Source organism: Methylophaga sp. (genome assembly GCF_009711715.1).
GTDB lineage: Bacteria > Pseudomonadota > Gammaproteobacteria > Nitrosococcales > Methylophagaceae > Methylophaga.
This window is the reverse complement of the sequence record NZ_VENF01000004.1, coordinates 48,778-72,809: the sequence shown is the minus strand read 5'-3', so window position 1 is coordinate 72,809 and position 24,032 is coordinate 48,778. Positions and strand designations below refer to the sequence as shown.

Here is a 24,032-nt window from a genome sequence, read left to right as displayed (position 1 = left end):
CACGGCTTGTAACGAAAAGCAGTGGTCAGAACAACTCAATGACCGGTGCGCTGCCATTATCACCAGCGTATCCGGTGCCGGTTGAGGGGGCGACCTCGTCGGGGACGGTATCTTCGCGAAAGGTTTCATAGATAGCATCGGTATCACCGGGTTGCGCCAGCAGCCCGGTCTCCGGATCGATTCTGACTGTCACCATATCCACCGGCTGTTCCAGCGGTGCTTCCGGCAGCCCCTGCAATGCCACTTCCATAAAATCTATCCACATCGGCAGAGCGGCACGACCCCCGGTTTCATATCGACCGAGACTCCGCGGGCGATCAAAACCGACCCAGCTCACAGCGACCAGTTCCGGATGAAAACCGTTGAACCAGGCATCCAGCTGGTCGTTAGTGGTGCCGGTCTTGCCGGCAAGATCATTACGCCCCAGGCTCATCGCTTTACGGCCGGTACCGTAACGAACGACATCCCGCAGCAGGGTATTCATGAGGTAATTGTTTTGCGGTGTCATGATTCGTTCCGCAACACTGAAACTGGCATTATCCATTTCGACTTCTGTCAGCTGACAGGTTTCACAGACGGTTTTCGGTGATGCCTGGAAAACCACTTCGCCAGTAGCACTTTCCACCCGTTGGATCAGGTAAGGCTCGATTTTGAAGCCACCATTGGCCAGCGCTGCATAGGCCGTGGCCATATCCCAGGGGGCGGCATTACCACTGCCCAGTGCCAGTGACAGGTTCTTGTGCAGCATGGTGTCATCAAAGCCGAATCGCTTTGCATATTCCACGGCATAATCAGCGCCAATATCACGTAGAAGGCGTATCGAAACCAGATTACGTGAATGGATTAGCGCCTCACGCAGTCGGGTAGGGCCGAAAAATTTACCACTGTAGTTCTCTGGCCGCCAGACGTTTTCGAGACCGGGATCATCAAAGACGACCGGTGCATCGTTGATGATACTGGCGGCGGTATAGCCTTTCTCCAGCGCCGCGGAATAAATAAAGGGTTTGAACCCCGAGCCGGGCTGACGCCGGGACTGGGTGACCCGGTTAAATTTATTATGGAAGTAATCAAAGCCGCCGCTCAGCGCGGTTACGGCGCCATCATGCGGAGCGAGGGCGACCAGTGCGCCTTCCGCTTCAGGCAGTTGTGCCAGTTGCCAGCTTTCTTTATCCCTGTTTTCGACCCTGATGATATGACCGGGCTGCATCACATCACCGACCTTTTTGGGCACAGCGCCACGACTGTTGGTACTCAGTTTTTTCTGCGCCCATTTCATCGAACCCAGCGTCAGTGTTTCATAGCCCAGATTTTTGATATAGATTGTCGCTGATTCATCGTTGATAGCGGTGACGATGGCAGGCTTTAGCGGACCGATAGTGTCGTAGGACGACAGCTTTTCGGTTAGTGAATCTTCACTTATGTTGTCTTCCAACTCAATTTCTGCCACCGGCCCGCGATAACCATGCCGCCGGTCATATTCCAGCAAAGCAGTCTGCAGTGCACGGTTGGCAGCCTTCTGGTGTTCACCGCGGATGGTGGTATAGACATTGAAACCACTGGTATAGATATCTTCACCGTATTCGTCGATAAGGCGGGTGCGTACCATCTCGGCAACATAAGGTGCGTAAACTTCTATCTCACGGCCATGGTATGTGGCGCTGACCGGCGCCTGGCTGGCTTCATGATATTCCTGTTCACTGATATAGCCGACTTCCCACATTCTTCTGAGTACATAGTTACGGCGGATCATGGCGCGTTCAGGGTTGGCGATGGGGTTAAACCGGGACGGGGCTTTGGGCAGGCCCGCGATCATGGCCATTTCAGGTAGTGTCAGCTCGCTGAGCGGTCTGCCGTAGTAGACATTCGCCGCCGCCCCAACCCCGTAGGCACGGTTGCCGAGATAGATTTTATTCAGGTAAAGCGCCAGGATCTCTTCTTTAGTCAGCACCTGTTCCATTTCCAGGGCCAGAATGATTTCATTCAGTTTCCGCAGATAGGTCTTCTCACTGGTCAGGAAGAAGTTGCGCGCAACCTGCATCGTGATAGTACTGCCGCCCTGAGTTTTTTCGCCTGTCATCAAAAGGGAATAAACCGCACGAATAATGCCCTGATAATCGACGCCAGGGTGCTGGTAAAAACGGTCATCTTCCGCTGCCAGAAAAGCATCAATCATTTGCGCTGGAATGTCCTGGTACTCGACCGGAATACGCCGTTTTTCACCGAACTCTGCCATCAGTCCACCTTCAGAGCTGTAGATACGCAGCGGTATCTGAAACTGGGTTTGTTTCAGTGTCTGGGTGTCGGGTAATTTGGGGGCAAGAAAGAAATAAACCACCGCCGCTGCAATCAGGGAAAGTATGAAAAGTGCGGCAAAAACCTTAAACAGGGTGCTGAAAATCCGGCGCATTATGATGAAAAGTTCGCAATCAAAGTGTCAGTAGAGTATATATAAAGGCAGGAATAAAAACAGTGCTTAAGTTCAAAGCCCTTGTTTTATTGAGATTTATGTTGACATTCGGATTAATCTTAATAAACTACTTTAACTAGTAGTGCTAAGTAAGTAAATCGCGCAAGGATCAACTGGGATTGAGGCGACAGATGTTTGGGAAAAAGAAATCTCCGTTACTAGGGATAGACATCAGTTCATCAGTAGTAAAAATACTGGAGCTCAATAAAAAAGGGGATAAATACACAGTCGAATCCTACGCTGTAGAGCCGCTTCCCGTTAACGCTGTGGTCGAAAGTCGTATCGAAAATCGTGATGAAGTTGCCGGTGCTATCCGACGCGCTGTCAAGCGCTCTGGCACTAAAGCCAAAGAGGCGGCCGTTGCGGTCTCAGCCAATTCCGCCATCACCAAAACCGTTTCATTTCCTGCAGGCCTGTCCGGTCGCGAACTGGAAGAAAACGTTCTGCTGGAAGCGGAAAATTATATTCCTTATCCACTCGAGGAAGTTCGCCTCGACTTCGAAGTGCTGGGCACCTCAGCTGCTGATGTGGAAGCTGTAGATGTTCTGCTCGCGGCATCCCGACGCGAAAATGTCGATGCCCGTACCGAAGTGGTCGAAAAAGCGGGTCTCAAACCCAAACTGGTTGATGTTGAGGCCTATACCATGGAAAACGCCTTCGCGTTAATCGCCAGGCAGTTGCCACATCATGGACAGGGGCTGACAGTCGCTGTGGCCGATGTCGGCGCTACCGTCACAACCCTGCATGTGCTGGTCGACGGTAAAATCGTATTCACCCGGGAACAAACCTTCGGCGGTCGGATGCTGACCGAAGATATCGAACGTCATTATGGTTTGTCGTATCAGGAAGCGGGCAGGGCCAAGAAAGATGGTAGTCTGCCGGATGATTACGCACCTAAAGTGCTGGAACCGTTCAAACGCGCGATGACGATGACGGTGACCCGTGCGCTCCAGTTCTTTTTCTCGGCCTCTACCCAGTATCAATCCATTGATCATATTATTCTTGCCGGCGGCTGTGCGTCGATTAAGGGCGTAGCACAAATGATTGAAGAGGAAACCGGCACCTCCACCTCGGTAGCCAACCCTTTCTCGGACATGGTGTTGGGACCGAGAGTAAAAATTCAAGCACTCAGTAATGATGCGCCGTCGATGATGATTGCCTGCGGCCTGGCAATGAGGAGTTTTGACTGATGGCTCATATCAATCTATTGCCCTGGCGCGAAGAGCTTCGCGAAGAAAGACAGAAGCAGTTCTACCTGGCTTTACTCGGCGGTCTGGTCTTTGCTGCCATCATTCTCTACCTTGTAATGAGCTATGCTGACAGCCTGATTGAGCAGCAGAACCAGCGTAACGCGTTCCTGCAACAGGAAATCGCCAAGGTCGATAAGAAAATCAAGGAAATAAAAGATCTGGAAAAGCAGCGCGAACGGCTGCTGGCCCGAATGCAGGTGATTCAGGAACTGCAGGAAAGTCGTCCCAAAATTGTGAAAGTGTTTGATTCTCTTCCCAGAGTCGTGCCTGAAGGGGTAAACATGCAGAAGGTCACCCGCAAGGGTAATTTGATCAATTTTGATGGCGTAGCGCAATCCAATGCGCGCGTGTCGGTTTTCATGCAGCAGATTGACCAAAATGAAGAATATGGTGAATCACGGCTCAAAGTTATCAAGCGGACCAGCAGCCGTGACGACTCGATAAGAAGTTTCACCGTAGAAGTGAATGAGACTGAGACTAAGAAAGAGGACGGAGAATAATGGAACTGTCTTCACTTACTGACCTGGACTTCAATGAGAGTGGCGAATGGCCACTTGTCGTCAAATTTATCGCGATATTACTCATTTGTGCTGTTGTTTGGGGTGGCGGTTATTACTTCATCATTAAAGACAAACAGGTTCAACTCAAAAGCTTGGAACAAAAAGAAGTTCAACTGAAAAAAGAATTTGAGACTAAGCAAGCTAAAGCGGTAAATCTTGAAGCTTATAAAGAACAATTAGCAGAAATGCGGGTCATGTTCGCCTCAATGCTGGAACAACTGCCTAAGAAAAGTGAAGTGCCGGAACTGCTGGTCGATGTTACCCGTACGGGTCTGATTAATGGCTTGGAATTTGAGTTATTCCAGCCCCAGGGTGAGAGACCGATCGACTTTTATGCAGAGCTGCCGATTCAGATGACGGTGACCGGGGACTATCACCAGTTTGGTGAATTTGTCAGCGGTCTAGCTGCGCTGCCGCGTATCGTCACCATGCATGATTTTTCCATGGGTCCGCTTAACGAGCAAACAGGTAAGATGACCATGAATCTGACAGCAAAAACATACCGGTACTTCGATGATGGCGAGAATTGACCACAATGAGTTCAAGATGAACAGGGAAGCAGCCATGAAGCAGCGTTATAAACTGCCGACTATTGCCCTTGTGTTATGTTTGACGGCAGCTTGCCAGCAAGAGAAGGCAGACCTCGAAACTTATGTTGCTCAGGTCAAAGCCCAACAAAAATCGGATATCCCTCCTATCCCTGTAATGAAACCTTATGAGCATTTTGACTACGCTGCTTCTGAGCTTAGAGATCCATTTGTGCCGACAGTAGTAGATATGGCCGAACCTGAGCCTGAACCAGTCGCTGATAATGGTATCAAGCCTGACCAAAATCGCCGTAAAGAAGCACTTGAAGCCTTTGAGCTTGCTGAATTACAGTTTGTCGGGACATTGGAGCAGGACCAAATCTGGGCCTTGGTTCGAGGCCCGGATGGTGTGATTCATCGGGTACAGGTGGGTAATTACATGGGACGTAATCACGGTAAGATTATTTCCATCACCAGCGATGAAATTCAGCTTAGAGAAATTGTTCCTAACGGGCGTGGCGGGTTTATCGAGAGAGATACCTCTGTTCCGGCAGTAGAGGTGAAATAGCAATGAACAAAATGACCTATCAAAACGGAATTAACATGCAACAGCAGACATCAGTGGCGGGCTCAGTGGGATTTTTTTCTCTGATGCATCATGCCATGCTCGCTATCGGACTTCTGTTATTTTCTGTCAATAGCTATGCTGCCGAGCTCAGATCGCTCGATTACAGTGCTATGCCGGGGGATAAGGCAAAAATTCAGCTGACCTTCTCCGAGCCGGTACCTAAACCCAACAGTTTTGCTACTGACGATCCCGCGAGAATCGTTATCGATTTTGCCGGTGTTCAGAATAAACTGACCGAACGCACCAGACAGGTCAATGTTGGCGCAACCCGCAGTATCTCGGCAGTCGAGGCCGGTGACAGGACCCGTATGGTCATCAACCTGCTGCAAAAAGTCCCTTACACCATTACTCAAAATGGCAATCAGATGATGATTACCATTGAAAGCGGCCATCAGGCGGTGTCATCCAGACCTGGTTCAGGTGGTGATAGGCCTGCTGTTACCGATGTCGATTTTCGTCGTGGTGAAAATGGTGAGGCCCGTTTGATTGTTCAGCTCGACAGTGATGATGCGGCGATGGATGTCCGCGAAGAACGCGGCAACATTGTTGTGGATCTGGCCAATGTCAGTTTGCCGGATAAACTCAACCGCCGACTGGATGTGGTCGATTTTGCTACACCGGTAAAATATATTGACGCGGAGTCAGTGACGAATGCGACTAAGTTCACATTGACAACCGAAGGACGCTATGAGCATCTGGCCTATCAGTCTGAAAAAACATTGGTCGTCGAAGTCAAACCCCTGCCTGATGAACCGCAAGCCGGCACAAGGGATGAATTCGGTTATACCGGTGAAAAACTCTCGCTTAATTTCCAGAACATCGAAGTCCGTGCGGTGCTGCAATTATTGGCTGACTTTACCGGCATGAACTTGGTCACCAGTGATACCGTGACCGGTAATCTGACTTTGCGCTTGAAAAATGTGCCCTGGGATCAGGCCTTGGATATTATTTTGAAATCCAAAGGCTTGGCGATGCGCCAGAGTGGGAATGTGATGATGGTCGCGCCCGCAGCTGAAATCGCAGCACGTGAAAAGCAGGAGTTGGAAGCTCAAAAACAATTAGTAGAGCTGGAGCCGCTCTATACCGAAATCGTGGAAATTAAATTTGCTAAAGCAGATCAATTAGCCACGCTTCTGAGTACCGCTGGCTCGCAGGGTGGTGGTGCATCATCTTCTGGAGATAGAGGTTTTCTCTCCAAGCGGGGCAGTATCACGATTGATCAAAGAACCAATTCATTACTGATTCGTGACACTGCTGAGCATCTTGAAGAGATACAACAGGTTATTGAGCATCTCGATAAGCCAGTCAGGCAAGTACTGATTGAGTCCCGCATTGTGATTGCGAATAATGACTTTAACAAAGAGTTGGGTGTTAGATTCGGGGCTACCACTGAAAATGATAGTAAGCTGGGTAAGGCTGCCACATCAGGTACATTGGATGGGACTGATTTCCAGCTTGATAACCTTTCAGCTAATGATGGAACAGATCGCCCTGCTTTGGACGACCGTCTAAATGTGGACTTGCCAGTTAACAATGCTGCGGGAACTATTGGTTTGGCCTTGGCGAAACTGCCTCTCGGGATGATACTTGAGCTTGAGTTATCTGCCATGCAAGCTGAGGGCCGAGGTGAAATTGTTTCATCACCAAGGGTCATCACCTCCAATCAGCAACAGGCGACCATTGAGCAGGGTACAGAAATTCCCTATCAGGAAGCCAGCTCCAGTGGTGCAACCAGTGTGTCATTTAAAGAAGCCGTGTTGAAATTGGATGTAACACCGCAAATTACGCCTGATGATCGCATCGTGATGGACCTTGAGGTAAGCCAAGATCAGGTTGGCTCTATTTTTAATGGTGTTCCGAGTATCGATACCCGCAGTGTACAGACGCAGGTATTGGTCGATAATGGTGAGACTGTTGTATTGGGCGGGATTTATGAGCAAAACACTCAGGATAATATTGAAAGAGTACCTTTCTTTGGTGACCTTCCTTACGTCGGCTTCCTTTTCAAAAATACGCAGAAGACGGATCAAAAACGTGAATTACTGGTCTTTGTCACACCAAAAATTGTGAAAGAGGGGTTGCAGTATTAAAATCCCCTGTAGATCGTTTTTAATAATTAAAGCCGGATCAGACTGATCCGGCTTTTTTATGATGGATAATTTCAAGGGCAGGGCATTGATTTCAGGTAACATATTCCTCGTCGGACCGATGGGCGCGGGGAAATCCACCATTGGCAGACAACTGGCCAAGGCGTTGCACCGCAAGTTCTATGACAGTGACAAGGTCATCGAGCAGCGCACCGGTGTTTCCATTTCCTGGATTTTTGAAATGGAAGGCGAGGCCGGTTTCCGCGAACGTGAGTCAAAAACAATAGAAGAATTGACCGGTATGGAAAATATCGTGCTGGCGACCGGTGGTGGCGTTGTCCTGTCAGCGCAGAACCGGGCCTTTCTCAAACAGCGTGGTCATGTGATTTATCTCTCTGCCACAGCGGAGCAACTCTACCGCCGCACCGCTCGTGACAAGAAGCGGCCCCTGCTGCAAACCGGTGATCGACGCAAGCAGATAGAGGAGTTGATGGCCAAGCGTGATCCGCTCTATCGTGAAGTTGCCGATATTGTGTTAAAAACCAGTGATCAGTCGATTCAGCACACCGTGAACGATGTGATCAAGAAACTGAAAAAACAGGAAAAGCTAAAACAAGCCCATGAAAACCCTTAACGTCGCCCTGGCAGACCGCAGTTACCCGATATACATAGGTGAAGACTTACTCTCACAACCGGCACTGCTGCAAAAGCACATTAAACGTAAGGAAGTGTTGATTGTCACCAATGACACTATCGCCCCGTTGTATCTGGATAAGGTCAGAAGTCTGCTGGCCGGCTATCACTGCGATGCCGTGGTTCTGCCTGACGGTGAGGAATTCAAGACACTGGAGGTATTAAACCGGATCTACGATAAACTGTTGAGTGAGCGCTTTTCACGCCGGGTTACGATCATCGCGCTGGGTGGAGGTGTGATTGGTGATATGGCAGGTTTTGCCGCTGCCTGCTATCAACGTGGCGTGCCGTTTATACAAGTACCAACCACCCTGCTATCACAGGTGGATTCTTCGGTCGGTGGCAAAACGGCGGTCAATCACCCTCTGGGTAAAAATATGATAGGTGCCTTCTATCAGCCGCAATGTGTGATTGCCGATACCAGTACGCTCAACACCCTGGATGATCGTCAGCTTGCTTCCGGTATCTCTGAGGTCATCAAGTATGGTCTTATTAACGACAGTGAGTTTTTTGACTGGTTGGAAGCGAATATCGATGCACTGAAAATGCGCAAGCCCGAAGCATTGGCTTATGCGATTGAGCGTTCCTGCCAGGATAAAGCGGATGTCGTTGCCAAGGATGAAACCGAACAGGGCGTCAGGGCCCTGCTGAATCTTGGGCACACTTTCGGTCATGCGATTGAGACCGGTATGGGGTATGGTAACTGGTTGCATGGTGAAGCTATTGCAACCGGCATGGTGATGGCTGCCGATTTGTCTGCCAGACTGGGCTGGCTGGAACAGGCTGCCTTAAGCCGTATACAGGCGATTTTCAAACGTGCAGGCCTGCCGATCACAGGTCCGGAGGCGATGAGTGCACAGCAGTTTATGGATTTAATGGCGGTCGATAAAAAAGTGCAGGACGGTGTTATCCGGCTGATCCTGTTGAAAGGCATCGGTCAGGCTGTGATAAGCGATGATTATGATCCCGCTAAACTGCAGCAGACTTTACAATATTTTCAGGGCTAGGAGATGACAGGCCGCAATGGGTGAGTTAACGGCAACCGCTGCTGAACCAGCCTATATCAACAGGTTGGCATTAACACACTCGCCGTTCACCCAGTTCACCACTGACGGCGCTTTTTATGACGGCAGTCATATAAAACAACGGCGATTGTTACTTCAGCACCTGCTCCGTGCCACCACGACGCCAATCCTGCTTCAGGCCGACAAGGGCATGGGTAAAACGACCCTGCTGACACAACTTCAGCGACAGGCCGCTTCCGATATTCATTTCTGTCTATTACCGGCAAGCGGTAATAAGCTCGCATTATGCCAGTCAATACTGGCTGATTTGCAGGCTGAGCGTAGTCATGATGAGGCAAGCTGCGAGGCCCACATAAAGCAACGTCTGACACAACTGAGACGGGTCAATATAGTCCCGGTTTTGCTAGTAGAGGATATCGAATCCCAGCCGGAGCCGGTCAGCGACATGTTGTCTGAATGGCTTGGTTGGCAGGGCAATGAGCAGCAAGCTCTTTGGCAGGCTATTATCACCACACAGAGAGCTTCCAACGTTGCTCAACAACTCACGCTGCAGAAGCTGGATATGCCAGCGCTGGAAATCAGGGAGCTTGAACCTTATCTGATGCAGCGCCTCAAGGCGGCCGGTTATAAGGGTGAGTTACCCTTCAACAGCAGGGAGCTGCAGCGCATTTATCGTCAGTCCGGTGGTAATCCCGGCAAAATAAATCAACTCGCGCATCAACAGCTACTGGGAACAGCGCCTAAATCCAAGATGACATTGAGCATGCCGATAGCCTTCAGGCAAATCGGACGCTGGTCGGTAGTGGCTCTGCTGGGAATGATTATCGCTGGCGCTCTTGTCTTTCAACAGCAAATTAACAGCTGGATAGACAAGCCAGAGCAGATTGAAAAGGAAATCAGCCTGCCACCGCTGAATCAGGAGGATGAAGTAGCCACAGTGATTGTCGGCGAAGAGGCCGAGCCAACAGAGACAGATCCGAGACAGGAACTGGCGGATCTCCTCGCGGACATTCCGCCAGCAGATCAGACTGTTGACGAGACCGAGACCGAGACCGAGACCGAGACCGAGACCGAGACCGAGACCGAGACCGAGACCGAGACCGAGACCGAGACCGAGACCGAGACCGAGACCGAGACCGAGACCGAGACCGAGATTCAGCCTCAGACAGAAGTTCCTGTGCTGAGTGATACTGAGAACAGGCAGCAGGCCGAAAATACAAAGAGCGAGTCCATAATTGAGCCGGAATCTGTCAGAGGCAATGAACCACGGATCAGTCCGCAAGCAAGCTCAGTACATAATAGAGACTGGATTTTGCAGCAGAAAGCGAATAACTATACTTTCCAGCTAATGGGGGCCTGGGAAGCAGCCGAAGTGGATGAGTTTATCGACAAATATGCGCTGACAGGGGAGGTGGCGACCTTTACCAGTCTGCGTAATAACAAACCCTGGCATGTGGTGATTTACGGTGTTTATCCTTCCAGAAAAGCGGCGCTCAGTGCCAGTAATGCCTGGCCGGCACCACTCAACACCATCCCGACCTGGCTGCGGCGGTTTGACAGTGTGCAGAAGCAGATTAACGAGAAAGGTGTAACGCCCTGAACACGGCCTCGGCTTTTGTCCGGCTGCCGGCAAAAACAGTGCGGTAAACGGCTTGCTGATTGATGCTGGCCCGCGACAGTGTGCCATTCCTGACCAGCTCATCGAATTCGTTGTCCATAGCCGCAAAGCAGACAATACCGGTACCCCCATTCCAGACTTTCATATTCTGTTGTTTTAATAACGCAGAAAAACGCCGTGCCTGGTGAAGGCGTGCCCGCGTTTGTTGGAAAAACCACGCTTCACCCAGGATTTTCAGATTCAACCACAACGGCAGAAACAGCTCGGCGCCATAGGAGCCGGTCAGGCGCTCTCCGGGCGCATTGTCCAGATAATCAGTCCGTGAACCTGGTACCAGCGCATGTTGGCTAAGATAAACACTGGAGGGCCGCGGTTGAAACAAAGACTTATGTGGATCAAGGCATAGACTGTCGGCCTTATTTAACGACGCAACAAGCGCACTTTGTTCCGGCAGCATTAACAAGGCTCCCCCCCAGGCTGCATCAATATGCAGCCAGCTTTGATACTGCTCTGCGATAGCAGAGGCGAGCTGTAAGGGGTCCATTGCACCGGCAGCGGTGGTACCAGCAGTCATGATAATGGCTAGTGGGGCTTGTTTTCTGCAGGCTGCTTCAAGCGCTGTCAGATCCATCCGATCCTGTGAATCAGTGGCAATCAGTTGCAGTTTGAGACCAAGCAGCTGGCAGGCTTTATCGACAGAGTAATGTCTGGCTCTGCTGGCAAAGACGGTCTGCCTTGTACCGTCATGGCGATCACGGGCCTGCCACAAAGCTTGCAGGTTATTTTCGCTGCCGCCGTGACTGAAATGAGCGTAAGGCAAACCAAAGCATTGCTTGAGCCAGTCAAGGGTATCGAGCTCTGCCTGTCTGAGTTCAGGATAGAGTTCGGCGGACAATAAGTTACCCTGGTGTAATCCAGCCAGTTGCATGCCCAGCAGACTGTAAGGGGCAAGGTCGGGACTCATATGTGCGGCCTTGTCGGCCTGCACGTATTTATCGGCTTCCTTTAACAAGTCGTGATAGTGATGTGCCGAGATGGCATCAGCCCGGCCATGCTGACTCAATAAAGTCGTTAACAGTGCTTCAGCCTGACTGACCGCCAGTGGCTGGTTCATTGCAGGATCAGGCCTTTGTCTGGAAACAGTGCCTGTTGCTGGAAATGGAATAACTGGGTATGAACCGGCTTGCGCTGGTAGAGGGTGGTAAAGCCTTTATCAAGCACACCATGTTGAATCAGCGCCTGAATGCGGCTGGAAACCACGGTAGAACGCTTGATCATCACAAGTTCATCCGCTTCGAGCTGTTGGCTTAGCCACAAGGCGAGACTGTCTGAGCTGATATCCCAGCTATGCGGGATATCGGACATGTCCAGCAAGGCGCGATCAGGCAGCCAGACGTGCAGACCCGCTTTCAATATTTCTGCCTGTTGCCGGGGATAATAGAAAGGCTGACTGTTGGGGGCGAGGTCGGCAAGCAGCAGACCGAATTGAGCCATGGCCAATAACGCCATATGATGTGCAGAACTGTCGCTGAATCGATGCAGACGCTGGGCATGACGAACTTCATCGGCAAACGGCCCACCACCGGGCACAATCACCACGACTTCTTCTTGACTGGCACTATCGAGCAGCTCAAGCCATTGTCTCAATTCCGGTGTATGAAACAGGCTGCCACCCAATTTGATAATCCGCATGATCAGCGTAAACCCTCGATCAGACGCAGCATTGCCGCAGCTTTATCATGGACCTCCTGATATTCAGCTTCGGCTTGCGAATCCTTCACAATACCACCCCCCGCCCAGAAACGCAGCCTTTTGTCACTGAATACCAGTGTGCGAATGGTGATGTTGCTATCCATATTGCCGTCAAAACCGATATAGCCAATGCTGCCACAATAGACGCCGCGACGGTTAGGCTCCAGCTCTTCAATGATCTCCATCGCCCGCAGTTTGGGAGCACCGGTGATGGAGCCACCGGGAAAGCAGGCTCTGAGCAACGTAACAGCAGACTGATCATCAGCCAACTTGCCAGTAATCGTGCTGACAAGGTGATGAACTGTGGCAAAGCTTTCCAGCGCAAACGGTTTGGGAACACGGATACTGCCCGCCTGACAGACCTTGCCCAGATCATTACGTAACAGATCGACGATCATCAGGTTTTCAGCCCGGTCCTTGATGCTGTTTTGTAAATCGCAGGCCAGGGCCTGATCCTTGTCAGGATCTGTTAAGTGGCGCGGGCGCGTGCCCTTAATCGGCTTGGTTTCAACCTGGCCATCATGTACCTGAAGCAACCGTTCGGGTGACGAGCTCATTACTGCCATCTCACCGGGACTAAAAAAAGCGGAAAACGGTGCGGCATTCTGCTGACGCAAACGGTGGTAGGCAAACCAGGGGTCCCCTTTAGCGTCTATTTCAAAACGTTTTGCCAGGTTGACCTGATAGCAGTCACCTTCGGTGATGTAGTGCTGGATGCGGTTGAAAGCCCGGTTATAGTCGTTTTTACTGAGATTGCAGCGCAGCTCACCGCTGACTTTGAAGCTTGCATCCTCATCAGCTTTTCCACCTGTTTCAGTGAACAGAGCGACTAAATCCGGCCACTTTTTTTGCGTTTCCGGATCATGTGCGAAGCTGGCCAGCCAGCTTCGTTGCTGTTGATGATCGGTCACTACTGCCCAGTCATAAATGCCGACAGCCATATCCGGGATCTGTTCAGCATCCAGCGCGGAAGAGGGTAAGGTTTCAATTCGTCGGCCCAAGTCATAACCGAAATACCCGATAGCGCCGCCGGCAAAAGGCAGCTCGGTGCGGGGTTGGGAATAGTTTTTTAATAAACCATCAAGCAGGAAAAAAGGATCATCACTGCTGGTTTTATTGCCAGCCGGCGTTATAAGTTGTGTTTGCTCGCCCCGGCATTCCAGCGTGATAAAAGGATCGGCTGCCATGATGTCATAGCGGCCGTCCGGCAAAGACGTATTGGCACTGTCAAGCATGACCGGCCAGTGACGCTGACGCAGTTTATTAAAATAACGCTCGCTGTCACCCGGGTAGGGCAGTTCAACACAAAGCGGTGGGAGTTGCTGGATCATCGTTCTATTTTACGATAACTGCTGCGCTGCCAGAAGGGCGAGCGCGGCTGCTGGGGCATGGTCAGCTGCGGCGGACTGAGACTGACAAAGACTGCTGAAGTCGAGATAGGGGCGGTTCAGCCTGGCCGCCACCATTTCTACGATGAAGCGACCGACACCGGCACCGATAAGCGGACTGTCAGTGGGCTGCGGTGAGGCAGTCTGCACCTGCAGACAGGCTTCGGTGATGCGTTGTAGCTGTTTTTCCGCAAACCACTGGGCGACAAATTGCCATTCGCGGGCATCAGCATCGTCGGCATCAGCAGCCAGCATTCTGGCGAGACGCTGTCGGCAGTGGTCTGCTGTCCAGGGCTGTCCATCAGCGCTGCTGTCCTGAATCCGGCTTTCCTCCAGCTTCCCCAGTAGTCGCCAGATGTCTGCGCTACTGGCAAACCATTCCGCAGTCAGTGCAACCTTGTTGCCATTTAATGGTGCTTCTGTTGCGAGCGCCATTAACGGGGTACGGATAGCGCCGGTGTAAACCAGGCTGCCCCGGCGCTGGCGCTGATGATCGCTTAAGCCTAATACTTGTAGCTGATGTGATGTAAACGGCACGATGTCGCAGGTGGTGCTGCCGATATCCATAAACAAACCACTATCAGTCTGGCTGGCGGTATAGGCGGCACTGGCCAGCCAGTTCATTGAAGCTACGGCCTGCCAGTTATTCTTTGCCTGCTCAGGAGTCAGCCAGCCTTTTTCGCCCGCATAAATATGGCAGCGCTCGGCAGATAGTCGCTGCGTTACACAATCAATAATGGCAGCAACGCCTTCACGGCGATGGCTGAAGGCATCGACCAGTTCACCGGTCATGGTGATGGCGTGAGTGTCCGAGGCACAGTTCAGGCGATTCAAAGCCTGCTGCAGTGTTTGGCGCAGTTCGTCGATACCGCGCCATAAAGCACAAGGCAACTGGATGATCTGTTCCAGCTGGCCGTGCTCGTTACAGCGGGCGACTTTGAGATGTGCGCCGCCGATATCCCATCCGCAAAAACCGGGTTGTTTCAATTTAGTCCTCTTGAAGATATGGCTGTAAAGATAATGCCGGGTTATGGCCCTGCCTCAGTGCAGCTTCGGCATAGGAGACGGTCAGTCTTGGGTTAATTTCAATTAGCCAGAGCGCATCATGGGACTGCACCAGGTCAATACCGACGAAGCCCCACAGTCCAGGAATCGTAGCATGAATCTGCTGTGTCAGCCTGCTGGCCTCCGCCGCTTTAATCAGATCCTGCTGGCCTGCTTCGCAGCGGCTGAGATGTAATTGATGGTCCGACTCTTCAATATGCTGCCGGTTCACCGACAAAACCTGGATATCGCTGTCAGTAATCAACAAGCTCAGACTCAGTGGCGTACCTTCGATATAAGGTTGCACAATCTGTTGCGCAAGTACGCTGGGGGCTAAGCTCTTGAGATAGCTTCTGGCCTGTGGGGCAGACATTCTGAAAGTCTGTTCACAACCGGCGCCATCTTGTGGCTTGATAATCCAGCCAGCTTCTGTGGCCGCAGCCGATGTTCTCAACCATGCGGCGGCGTTGACGGTGCGGGGAGTAGCAATGCCATGCTCAATCAGCCACTGGCTGGATAATAGCTTATCAGTACATAGTTTTATGGCGCCAGCGCTAGAGCCAAGGTGATGTTTCTGCCTCTGCTCAAGTTCAGTGACCAGTTGTCCGAGCAAGCCGTTGGTTTCAGGGGCAATGATCAGAAACTGTTGGAACTGGTTGAGGCTCTGCTGCCAGATCTGACGATAAGTTGCCGGACTGTCGACCCACACTGTTGAGATAAGCCCGGTTGAATCGCTCAGCGCTGGCAGCCTGCTGTCGCGCATCACCGTAATGTGACAACCCAAGGCCGTAATATCATGACAGATTGCAGCGAGCATGGCCTCACCTTCCTGCAGCAGTGACGGAGAAATTGCCTCATCAGCCAGCGCCCCGCTGGTAAGATGTTCATAGATAAATAGCGTCATTGATGCTGTTTGAAACTCATTGGTTTTCATGCCGGGTAATGAATTTCAGCGACCCGGATAAGAGAAGAATGCATTTTATGTTGCAGATTATACCGGTCATCGATATCCGCGGCGGGATCGTTGTTCATGCCCGTGGTGGCAATCGTCAAAATTACCCTGTTTTGAAATCGGTACTGACGCCATCAGCAGAGCCGGCTGAGGTCATTTCGGACCTGTTGGCATGGCTGCCATTTCCCTGTATTTACATTGCTGATCTTGATGCAATAGAGCAGCGCTGTCAGCAAGAGAGTTTTTACCGCGAGCTGTGTCGCCAGTTTCCGCAAACGGCGTTCTGGCTGGACAGTGGTATTAAACGGGCGCACGAAGTGGCAGCCTATGACGACATCAGCAATCTGCAGCTGGTGGTTGGGAGTGAGACACTGGTGGAGACTGAGATGCTGATGCAAGCAGATAGTGCATCAAGATTGATTTTGTCTCTGGACAAGAAAAAAGAGACTAACCTGGGGAATGGGGAGTTATTCTCACAACCGAAATGGTGGACCCGAAAGATGATTCTGATGAATCTGGATCGTGTCGGTGCGGACCAGGGCCCGGATTTACAATGGCTTCGCACCCTGCTGAGCCAGTCTCAGGCAGTGGACTGGTATCTTGCAGGAGGTATCCGTAATGAAGCAGATTTGATTCAGGCGCAGCGAACTGGAGCCAAAGGGGTTCTTATAGCCAGTGCATTACACACTGGTGCACTTAGTAAAGCATCACTGAAGCGCCTGTTGAAAAAATGATGAAACCGCCCCTCCGAAGAAGGGCAGTTTATCAACAGCTTTAAATCTTACTTGGCACCGAATGGGTGTTCAGAAGATTTGTATTGCGCTACAACGTCAGCCGCTTTCGGCTCACGGGCAACAGCGCGTTTGATCGCTTCTTTAGTTGCACGGTAGTTCCAGTCCTGGATCTTGTCATCGCTGTCAGCGGTTGGTGAGATGAAAACACCCACACAGATAAAGCAGTCATCAGCTTCACCGGCAGGGATAGTACCGTCTTCAACACACTCAGCGACAGCCAGGGAAACACCACGCTGTGCAGGGCCGAACATTTGAACGGCTTGTTTCATGTTTTTGATGGTGACTTTGTTGAACATGACGGTTGCAGGTTTAACCATCAGGTTAGGTGCAACCACTGCCAACAGACCATTTACCCCTTGCTTCTGGTCAGTCAGTGTCCGGCAGAAAGCATCTTCTGCAGCTGAACCGCGCGGGCCCATAAGAAGATCAATGTGTGCGACGTTGTCCAGGTCACCGTCTTCGATGACCAGCGATTCACCTACAAGTACGCGATCGATTACTGGCATGTTGTATTTTCCTGTTCCAAAAAAATTGTCAAAAAGGCTCATTTTTTTCCCTCCTTGCTTTCAAGGAAGGGTTTATACGTAATAAAGGAACGTATCACCTGCTCAGTGCCGTCCGCTGGATGCATCATGGTACTGAAATTCGGTCAGCAGAAAGCCGGCGCTGAAATGCGTGAAGCAACAGCGTGGCCGCGACAAGGTCTGCGGTGGTACCCGGATTGATGGCATTCTGCTTTAATTCGTTGTCCCAGGCAGTGAGCCGATCTAAATAAGCATTTAACGTACTGTTTTTATTCATTTCAAAAACAAGTTGTTTTGCCTTTTCTGTCACTGCGGTCGCCTGCTCCCTGGATTGCTTGCGACAAATCAAGCTGTCGGGAGCCTCTGATAAGAGCTTAAGATACGCGAAAGCCGTGGCCCATTCAACACTTTCTCCAGAATTCAGCGCGCTTGTCAATCCCGGCAATCCGGTTTTCCATAATGTGTTGAAATTACTTACATATTGCAGGGCTATCTGATCCCGTTCAGCCGCCATTTGCATGGCCTCTAACAGGGTAACGCTTGGATCTCCGCTAATATCCTGCTCCGGATGTTGACCCAGGCCACCGGCCTCGGCCATTCTGATTGCCCGATAAGCCAGTTTGGCATCCTCAACACTGAGATTTTCAAGGACGCTGGCCAGTTCGGCAGAGAGATCTTCAAAACGTTCACACTGTTCGATAGCACAGCACAAGGGGGCGAATAACAGCACAATACCGAGATTGGTATTGCAGCTAACGACTTGCCGGGTGGCCTCTATCGCACTGAGAATCCGCTCACCGACGCCGAGGCCGGGACGGGCCATTACCGGGGCAATGGCACGGGCACTGTGGATAAAATCATCAACGGCCATATTGTGACCATCGCTGAAACAATTGACGTTGCCCGGTTTGGGTGCACGGACCTCTTGTTCACAGGCCCAGAATACGGATTCAGCTATCTCCGATTCAGACAGCATGATTCGATGCCAACCCCGCCATAATACGTTGATTAACAGCGTGAGCGAGGGTCCCGGCGATATCGGCACCAGTGGCCTGATACAGACCTTTCCAGGCCGGCACGCTGTTGACTTCCAGCACAGTGAACTGGCCGTCATGGCCGCGTATCAAGTCGACACCGGCATAATCTGCCTGCACTGCAGCTGTCGCGCGGATGGCTAACTGACGCATGTCCTCAGAAACCGGCGTCGCGAAGCAACTGGCACCCTGGGCAAAATTAGTGATCCAGTGATTGGAACGACGAGACATGGCGGCACAGACTTCGCCATCAATAACCAGCAGACGCCAGTCCTGCCAGGCACCAGCCTGTTCGGGTGCGACATATTGCTGGAGGTAAAAGGCGTCACCCACAGGCGCCTGCTGCTCAAACTGAGACAGGGTTTCTATTAAGGCAATTCCCTTACCCTGACATCCGAACAGCGGTTTCATCACCAGCAACTGACCTGCTGCCAGCTCGCGTTCAACGATGGTGCTGGCGGCGTTGGCATTTTCACAGGCCCAGGTGCGTGGTGTCCTCAGGCCGGCCAGATGCAGACGCAGCGAGGTGCGGGCTTTGTCGACGGTATGTTCGATGGCCGTGGCCGGATTCAGAACCGCCACACCGAGCTCTGCCAGGGTGTGCAAAACATCCATGCGCAGCGTGATCTGCTCCAGAAAACCCGGTGCAATACCCCGCACAATGGCAGCGGCTGGTAACTCGTTGTCAAAACTGGGAATATAAAGGCCGGTCGCAGAATCCAGATCAATCCGGCATTCGGCCAGATCAGTCAGTACCGCCTCGATACCCAGCCGGCTCAGTGCCGCCGTTAACTGCGCACTGTGCCAGCCATGGGTATCGTTGAAAATGACGACGCGGGGTGCGCTCATAAATTTACAGGCCGAAAGACTGATTCAGCAGGTCACGGTTCAGTTCGCCGGCGCTGAAGCTCTTACCGCTATTGGTATTGGTGACAATCACCTTACCGGGGCTGAACAGGCTGCCGTCGATTTTGAAGAAGTCATATTCGTAAGCTTTAAATATCTCAGCGAATGGACGGCCGTAGTCGGAGGAGGTATTGCTGGGCATTTTCTCTGCCAGATCTCTGGCTTCCTCGTCAGTCGCATCGACAAAGAGATGCACCTGACCACCGAACAGAATCGCATCATTGGTGCGGCCCATGGCGGTCATAAAGTCACCGCCAGGCGGTGCAACTGGTGTTACACCGTAACCGTCGACAATTTTTTCCAGCGGGAAATGCAGTTCATGGGCTTTATGCATCGCGACTTCGAGAACTCGTATCGCGATCTGCATGACACCGGCCAGACTCGAAGTCGGTGTCAGAATAAAAGTCAGGTTTTCTGCTTTGATGCCGCAGTTATCAGCGACTTTTTCAGCGACCTCAACCGGTGGGAAGCTGTCGACTTCCAGCACAATGACGGTCGAATCGGCTTTATCCTGATAGCCGAATTCCTTGAACAGTTCCTCTCGAGCAGCCAGCGCACGACCGGGGCCTGAGCCCAGCGCAAAAAACTTGCTGTCTTCACTTTTATGCGAAAGGCTCCAGCCGGCATATTGACTGCCCAAGCAGCTCAGCACGGGGGTCTTGGCGTGAACATTAACCGACCAGGGCCAGTTGTCAAAGCCACTGTTGGTGCCCAGCGAAGCAGTACCAAGACCACCCATGCAGATTTCACCGATGCGGCGGCCGGCTTCCAGCCCGCCTTTGCAGTTGATACCGGCATCAACGATACGGGTACCGTTTTCCAGAGTACTGATTTCCAGGTTGAGGGCCTGCGCATCGGCAATCAATGCATCGACCAGCGGCTGGCAGGCAGCATTGACGCTGGTCCAGTTGGCTGAGAGTTCACTGCTCATGATAAGTCCTAAATTAAAGTCCAAAAATAAGCGGATTATACGTGATATGGGGGCGGCCTGTAATCTTGCAAGCCTTTATCAGTACAGGTTTTTCAGCTGACGGGATCAGGCTGCAGGTCGATAGGCTTCGAGGGTCTGTTCTATTAACTCGAGTCGTCTCTGACGAATCGCCTCGCCAATCGCGATACCGGACAGGCCGGCTTCAATAAATTCAGTGGCGGAGACGGCGGCTGCAGCTTCATAGCAGGCCTGGAAAGCAGGGCCCTCAGGCATCGGTGCATCTTCATAGCCAGGCCGCCCGCGGAAATCGGCTTCACCGGCAAGCAGGTACTGTTGGAAACGCTCGGGCCGGCGGAAGCTGTCAACGCCCTCCAGCACATGCAGTACCCGCTTCGCATCGAGCTCAAACAGCAGGTGTACATCAGTGTGGAACTCGGCCACTTTGACAGCAAGGGTAGCGGTTTCTTTTGGCACCCGCAGCCGTTCACACAGATTCCGGGTCAGGCTGATGCTGGTGGCTTCATGACCTTTATGACTGGGCAAAATATCGGCCGGGGTTTGGCCTTTACCGAGATCATGACAGAGTGCGGCGAAGCGCACCGACAGATCCTCAGAAAGCCTGGCAGCCTGATCGATGACCATCATCACATGGACGCCGGTATCGACTTCCGGGTGCCACTTGGGATGCTGGGGCACACCGAACAGAGCATCGACCTCAGGAAACAGCACTTTGAGTGCGCCAACTTCACGTAACGTGGTGAAAAACAGCGAAGGCTGGTCGCTTTGCAGGGCTTTGGCAAGTTCCTGCCAGACGCGTTCCGGCACCAGAAATTCCAGCTCACCGTTGGCAATCATCTGGGCGATCAGGGCTTTGGTTTCGTCAGCAATTTTGAAGCCGAAACGGGCGGCAAAGCGCGCGATTCTCAGGACACGAACCGGATCTCCGGCAAACGCGGGCGACACATGACGAAGAATGCCATTACGCAGATCATCCTGACCGTTAAAAGGATCGATAATCTGACCGTTTTCATCTTCGGCAATGGCATTGATAGTCAGATCGCGACGCGCCAGATCCTGTTCCAGCGTGACATCAGGTGCGGCATGAAAACTGAAACCATGGTAGCCGCGGCCAGACTTACGTTCGGTACGGGCGAGCGCATATTCTTCCTGGGTTTCCGGGTGGAGAAACACGGGGAAGTCCTTGCCCACCGGTCTGAAACCCTGGGTGAGCATGGTTTGCGGATCGGCGCCGACCACGACCCAGTCACGGTCTTTAACCGGCAGCCCCAGCAGTTGGTCACGGACACAGCCGCCTACTAGAAAACATTGCATAACAACAGCCTAAGGTGTTTTGGGTTTGATTGCAGGCATACGTTCTGACAACGGTTTAATGGCCTGGTTTCGTTGACTGTCGAAAATCGCGGCATAGCTCATCACCGTCTGCACGTAGTGACGGGTTTCGTTATAGGGAATGTTTTCCGCCCAGATGGTGGCATCGAGACGTTGCGTGGGCAACCAGTTTTTGACCCGGTGCGGGCCAGCATTATAGGCAGCGGTGGCGAGAACCGGATTACGCTGGTTTTCATCCAGCATGCGCTTGAGATAAGCACTGCCCAGTTCGATATTACGTTCCGGGTGATAGAGCTCATCCAGTTGTTTGAGCGGCCGGTTAATCAGTTTGGATATAAGACGACCGGTATCAGGCATCAACTGCATCAGACCCAGTGCGCCGGCATGGGAGCGGGCGGTGGGGTTGAAGGCACTCTCCTGACGAGCGATCGCAAGCAGCCAGGAAGGATCGAGGCCGGTATTTTGACCGGCTTGCCGCATCGCCTTATCGAAAATAACCGGAAAGCGCAGATCCAGGGCATCCCAATACCGGGCCTTGCCCAGCAGGGCGATGGTCTGGTTATGCCAGCCCCATTCATGGGTAATCGTAGCCAGCATCTGCAATTCGGCATCGCTGCGATGTTGTGACTGGTAATAGGCTTCGCGCCGGGCCTCCAGCATCATATCCTGCTGATAGAACTCATGCAGACGCTGCACCGCGGGCTGCTGGCGGAAATCATTGAGCGTTTCTGCCGATACAGCAATCGGGCGATGATTCATCGCATAGGGTCGGTCCAGTTCGTCAGAGGCAAGGAAGGAATAATAATCACGCTGGCCGATAATGGCGGCATAGGTCTCTCTGGCTGCTTCCTTCTGCCCCAGTCCGGCCTGACTCCGACCCAGCCAGTATTGCCAGCGGGTTGAGGCCTGCTCATCAATATTCATCTGCTTGATGGCTTTGGTAGCGGCGCGCCAGTCCTGTTGCCAGATAGCCGCACGGGCCTGCCATTCGCCACCGGGAATATTGCCGAAATAAACCAATGCCTTGTCATCACGGTTTAATGCTGCCCAGGTACCGATAGCACGACGAACGGCGATTTGGTCCTGCTCGCTGAACTGATAATGATCCCGAAGTTTCTGCCATTGTTCAAAAGCCTGCTGCGGTGAGCGGCGGGCGAGCCGGGTCAGGCCATGGACAATAATTTCACGTGACAGGGCTTCGTCACGGGCCAGCGTGACCGAATTGTCGGCCGGTGCTGCTGCCGGTAACTGATTCAACAGCGAAAGCGGATTACTGTGTATGGTTTTCCAGCGTTCAATCCAGGCCAGTTCCTGCGTTGTATTGGGACCTGAGCGGGCCAGATAGCTGGCGATGGCGAACTGGTTGTCACGCAGGGCGAGCATCATGCGCTGATGGCGCATGTCTTCAGTAAGCAGACCTGCCTGTTGCCAGCGGGCAAAAACCGGATCGCAGGCTTTATGCTGGGACTGAGGAACCAGCCACATCTTCGGTGTTAACTCAAAGGCTTTGTTAGTTTGCCCCGTCGCCAGTAAGGCCTGTAAATGGTAGCAGTCGCGTTCTGCTGATTGTGGTGCCTGGTAGAACTGCAGATATTCCTGCCAGCGCTGCTGCTTTGCCAGCCGGTCCAGCCAGAAAGCACGCAACCGTTCAGCATAGAAAGTGTCTGCTTCCTGCTTCAGAAAGCTGTCAATGGATGCTGCTGAGACCTGTTCAAGCCGGTGGCGTAGATAAAGATATTGCAGATAGCCCTGCAAGGGATAGCCATCGAGTCGGTCATAAAACTGACGGTAGAGGGAAATCTGGTTGGTCTGCAGCGCTTTGTGCGCAAACTGGAAGGTCTGGCGCTGCTTTTCCAACTGCGCATTACTGTTTGCAATGGCATAGGAAGGCAGTGCCAGAAAGGCAAGATAAAACAACAGGGTTTTGATCCATCGCATGGCGCTATCTTAAACCATGAGCGCGGTAAAAATCAGCAGGATCTGATCACAAAATGACCTGGAAATTGTATTTAAGAAAAATTAGCCCTGCTGCTCGCGGATACTGGCTTCAATCTGGTCTAGATTTGGAATCAGTGCCACCTTGTTACTGATTTTGATTTGACAGTGCAGGTAGGGTGAATTGTTATCGTCGTGAGTCAGGTGCAATGCCGCCTGATTGAGGGTAATCAGCTGCGGTGAACCAGAGCAGGGAATGGCATAAAAATCGATATTGGCATCCGGATTGATGCCGTTGACAATGCACAGTTTGTTACCGGCTGACTGTGAGTCATTGCCGTCGGTCAGCAGGTTTTCCAGATAGATTAGCGGCAAACGTTGTTGCTGCCAGTCAATAAAGCTCAGCCATGATGAGTCACCGGCTTGTTCCTGCACTACACCGGTACGTGGGATGACTTCGGCGATGCTGCTGTTGGGCAGAAGCAGATAATGTTGCTGGAGCGGTATCAGCATGCAATGAACGAACTGCGTTTGTTGTGCTTGTGCTGTCATAACAGGCCCTGAAAG

At 52.0% G+C, this 24,032-nt stretch carries 22 protein-coding genes; 9 read left to right on the top strand and 13 right to left on the bottom strand.

Annotation, left to right across the window (positions count from 1 at the left end; translation table 11 throughout):
* Window positions 1–25: 25 nt before the first annotated feature.
* Window positions 26–2,407 carry a penicillin-binding protein 1A gene (locus tag FH755_RS02865; protein WP_292438484.1) on the bottom strand — a complete coding sequence of 794 codons (2,382 nt, stop codon included), beginning with the start codon at window positions 2,405–2,407 and terminating at the stop codon, window positions 26–28.
* Window positions 2,408–2,598: 191 nt separating this feature from the next.
* On the opposite strand from FH755_RS02865, the gene FH755_RS02860 reads away from it, so the two are divergent.
* The 8 genes from FH755_RS02860 to FH755_RS02825 all read left to right on the top strand — a co-directional run bounded on the left by FH755_RS02860 (window position 2,599) and on the right by FH755_RS02825 (window position 10,837).
* A complete protein-coding gene (locus FH755_RS02860; protein WP_292438482.1) occupies window positions 2,599–3,657 on the top strand; it encodes a pilus assembly protein PilM in 1,059 nt (352 codons plus the stop codon).
* Complete coding sequence (locus tag FH755_RS02855) at window positions 3,657–4,217, top strand: PilN domain-containing protein (RefSeq protein ID WP_292438481.1); 561 nt, start codon at window positions 3,657–3,659, stop codon at window positions 4,215–4,217. The genes FH755_RS02860 and FH755_RS02855 overlap by 1 nt, the downstream gene beginning before the upstream one ends.
* Window positions 4,217–4,807: a type 4a pilus biogenesis protein PilO gene (gene pilO, locus FH755_RS02850; protein WP_292438479.1), complete on the top strand. Its 591-nt coding sequence runs from the start codon at window positions 4,217–4,219 to the stop codon at window positions 4,805–4,807. The genes FH755_RS02855 and pilO overlap by 1 nt, the downstream gene beginning before the upstream one ends.
* Window positions 4,791–5,372, top strand: a complete 582-nt coding sequence (locus FH755_RS02845; RefSeq protein WP_292438477.1) for a pilus assembly protein PilP — start codon at window positions 4,791–4,793, stop codon at window positions 5,370–5,372. The genes pilO and FH755_RS02845 overlap by 17 nt, the downstream gene beginning before the upstream one ends.
* A 35-nt stretch (window positions 5,373–5,407) precedes the next feature.
* The gene (locus FH755_RS02840; RefSeq protein ID WP_366658669.1) at window positions 5,408–7,522 is read left to right on the top strand and encodes a type IV pilus secretin PilQ; all 2,115 of its coding nucleotides are present in this window, start codon (window positions 5,408–5,410) and stop codon (window positions 7,520–7,522) included.
* Window positions 7,523–7,583: 61 nt separating this feature from the next.
* A complete protein-coding gene (aroK, locus tag FH755_RS02835) occupies window positions 7,584–8,153 on the top strand; it encodes a shikimate kinase AroK (protein WP_292438966.1) in 570 nt (189 codons plus the stop codon).
* The gene (aroB, locus tag FH755_RS02830; RefSeq protein ID WP_292438476.1) at window positions 8,140–9,219 is read left to right on the top strand and encodes a 3-dehydroquinate synthase; all 1,080 of its coding nucleotides are present in this window, start codon (window positions 8,140–8,142) and stop codon (window positions 9,217–9,219) included. The genes aroK and aroB overlap by 14 nt, the downstream gene beginning before the upstream one ends.
* A 16-nt stretch (window positions 9,220–9,235) precedes the next feature.
* The gene (locus FH755_RS02825) at window positions 9,236–10,837 is read left to right on the top strand and encodes an AAA family ATPase (RefSeq protein WP_292438475.1); all 1,602 of its coding nucleotides are present in this window, start codon (window positions 9,236–9,238) and stop codon (window positions 10,835–10,837) included.
* Here the strand turns inward: FH755_RS02825 and FH755_RS02820 are convergent.
* From FH755_RS02820 to FH755_RS02800, 5 genes are read right to left on the bottom strand one after another with little or no spacing between them, the layout of a single operon-like run.
* On the bottom strand, window positions 10,812–11,969 hold the full coding sequence (locus FH755_RS02820; protein WP_292438473.1) for an aminotransferase class V-fold PLP-dependent enzyme: 1,158 nt from the start codon (window positions 11,967–11,969) through the stop codon (window positions 10,812–10,814). The genes FH755_RS02825 and FH755_RS02820 overlap by 26 nt on opposite strands.
* Window positions 11,966–12,547 (bottom strand): delta 1-pyrroline-5-carboxylate synthetase, encoded by a 582-nt coding sequence (locus FH755_RS02815; protein WP_292438471.1) that lies wholly within the window; start codon window positions 12,545–12,547, stop codon window positions 11,966–11,968. Before FH755_RS02815 ends, FH755_RS02820 begins: the two co-directional genes overlap by 4 nt.
* 2 nt (window positions 12,548–12,549) lie before the next feature.
* Window positions 12,550–13,938: an aminodeoxychorismate synthase component I gene (gene pabB, locus FH755_RS02810; RefSeq protein WP_292438469.1), complete on the bottom strand. Its 1,389-nt coding sequence runs from the start codon at window positions 13,936–13,938 to the stop codon at window positions 12,550–12,552.
* A 9-nt stretch (window positions 13,939–13,947) separates the two neighbouring features.
* Window positions 13,948–14,982 (bottom strand): hydantoinase/oxoprolinase family protein, encoded by a 1,035-nt coding sequence (locus tag FH755_RS02805; RefSeq protein ID WP_292438467.1) that lies wholly within the window; start codon window positions 14,980–14,982, stop codon window positions 13,948–13,950.
* Window position 14,983: 1 nt separating this feature from the next.
* On the bottom strand, window positions 14,984–15,943 hold the full coding sequence (locus tag FH755_RS02800; protein ID WP_292438465.1) for an ATP-grasp domain-containing protein: 960 nt from the start codon (window positions 15,941–15,943) through the stop codon (window positions 14,984–14,986).
* A gap of 77 nt (window positions 15,944–16,020) precedes the next feature.
* Here FH755_RS02800 and FH755_RS02795 point away from each other — a divergent pair, with 77 nt between their 5' ends.
* Window positions 16,021–16,725: a HisA/HisF-related TIM barrel protein gene (locus FH755_RS02795; protein ID WP_292438463.1), complete on the top strand. Its 705-nt coding sequence runs from the start codon at window positions 16,021–16,023 to the stop codon at window positions 16,723–16,725.
* Between the two features lie 47 nt (window positions 16,726–16,772).
* Here FH755_RS02795 and fae read toward each other — a convergent pair whose 3' ends face one another.
* The 7 genes from fae to FH755_RS02760 all read right to left on the bottom strand — a co-directional run bounded on the left by fae (window position 16,773) and on the right by FH755_RS02760 (window position 24,017).
* On the bottom strand, window positions 16,773–17,291 hold the full coding sequence (gene fae, locus FH755_RS02790; protein ID WP_292438461.1) for a formaldehyde-activating enzyme: 519 nt from the start codon (window positions 17,289–17,291) through the stop codon (window positions 16,773–16,775).
* Between the two features lie 124 nt (window positions 17,292–17,415).
* The gene (locus FH755_RS02785; protein WP_292438459.1) at window positions 17,416–18,285 is read right to left on the bottom strand and encodes a triphosphoribosyl-dephospho-CoA synthase; all 870 of its coding nucleotides are present in this window, start codon (window positions 18,283–18,285) and stop codon (window positions 17,416–17,418) included.
* Window positions 18,275–19,192, bottom strand: coding sequence for a RimK family alpha-L-glutamate ligase (locus tag FH755_RS02780; RefSeq protein WP_292438457.1), 918 nt, complete (start codon window positions 19,190–19,192; stop codon window positions 18,275–18,277). Before FH755_RS02780 ends, FH755_RS02785 begins: the two co-directional genes overlap by 11 nt.
* Before the next feature lie 4 nt (window positions 19,193–19,196).
* Window positions 19,197–20,180 (bottom strand): methenyltetrahydromethanopterin cyclohydrolase, encoded by a 984-nt coding sequence (gene mch / locus FH755_RS02775; RefSeq protein ID WP_292438454.1) that lies wholly within the window; start codon window positions 20,178–20,180, stop codon window positions 19,197–19,199.
* A gap of 105 nt (window positions 20,181–20,285) precedes the next feature.
* On the bottom strand, window positions 20,286–21,512 hold the full coding sequence (locus FH755_RS02770) for a multifunctional CCA addition/repair protein (RefSeq protein WP_292438452.1): 1,227 nt from the start codon (window positions 21,510–21,512) through the stop codon (window positions 20,286–20,288).
* A 9-nt stretch (window positions 21,513–21,521) separates the two neighbouring features.
* Window positions 21,522–23,468: a transglycosylase SLT domain-containing protein gene (locus FH755_RS02765; protein WP_292438450.1), complete on the bottom strand. Its 1,947-nt coding sequence runs from the start codon at window positions 23,466–23,468 to the stop codon at window positions 21,522–21,524.
* 81 nt (window positions 23,469–23,549) lie between these two features.
* The gene (locus tag FH755_RS02760) at window positions 23,550–24,017 is read right to left on the bottom strand and encodes a chemotaxis protein CheW (RefSeq protein ID WP_292438448.1); all 468 of its coding nucleotides are present in this window, start codon (window positions 24,015–24,017) and stop codon (window positions 23,550–23,552) included.
* Between the last annotated feature and the right edge of the window lie 15 nt (window positions 24,018–24,032).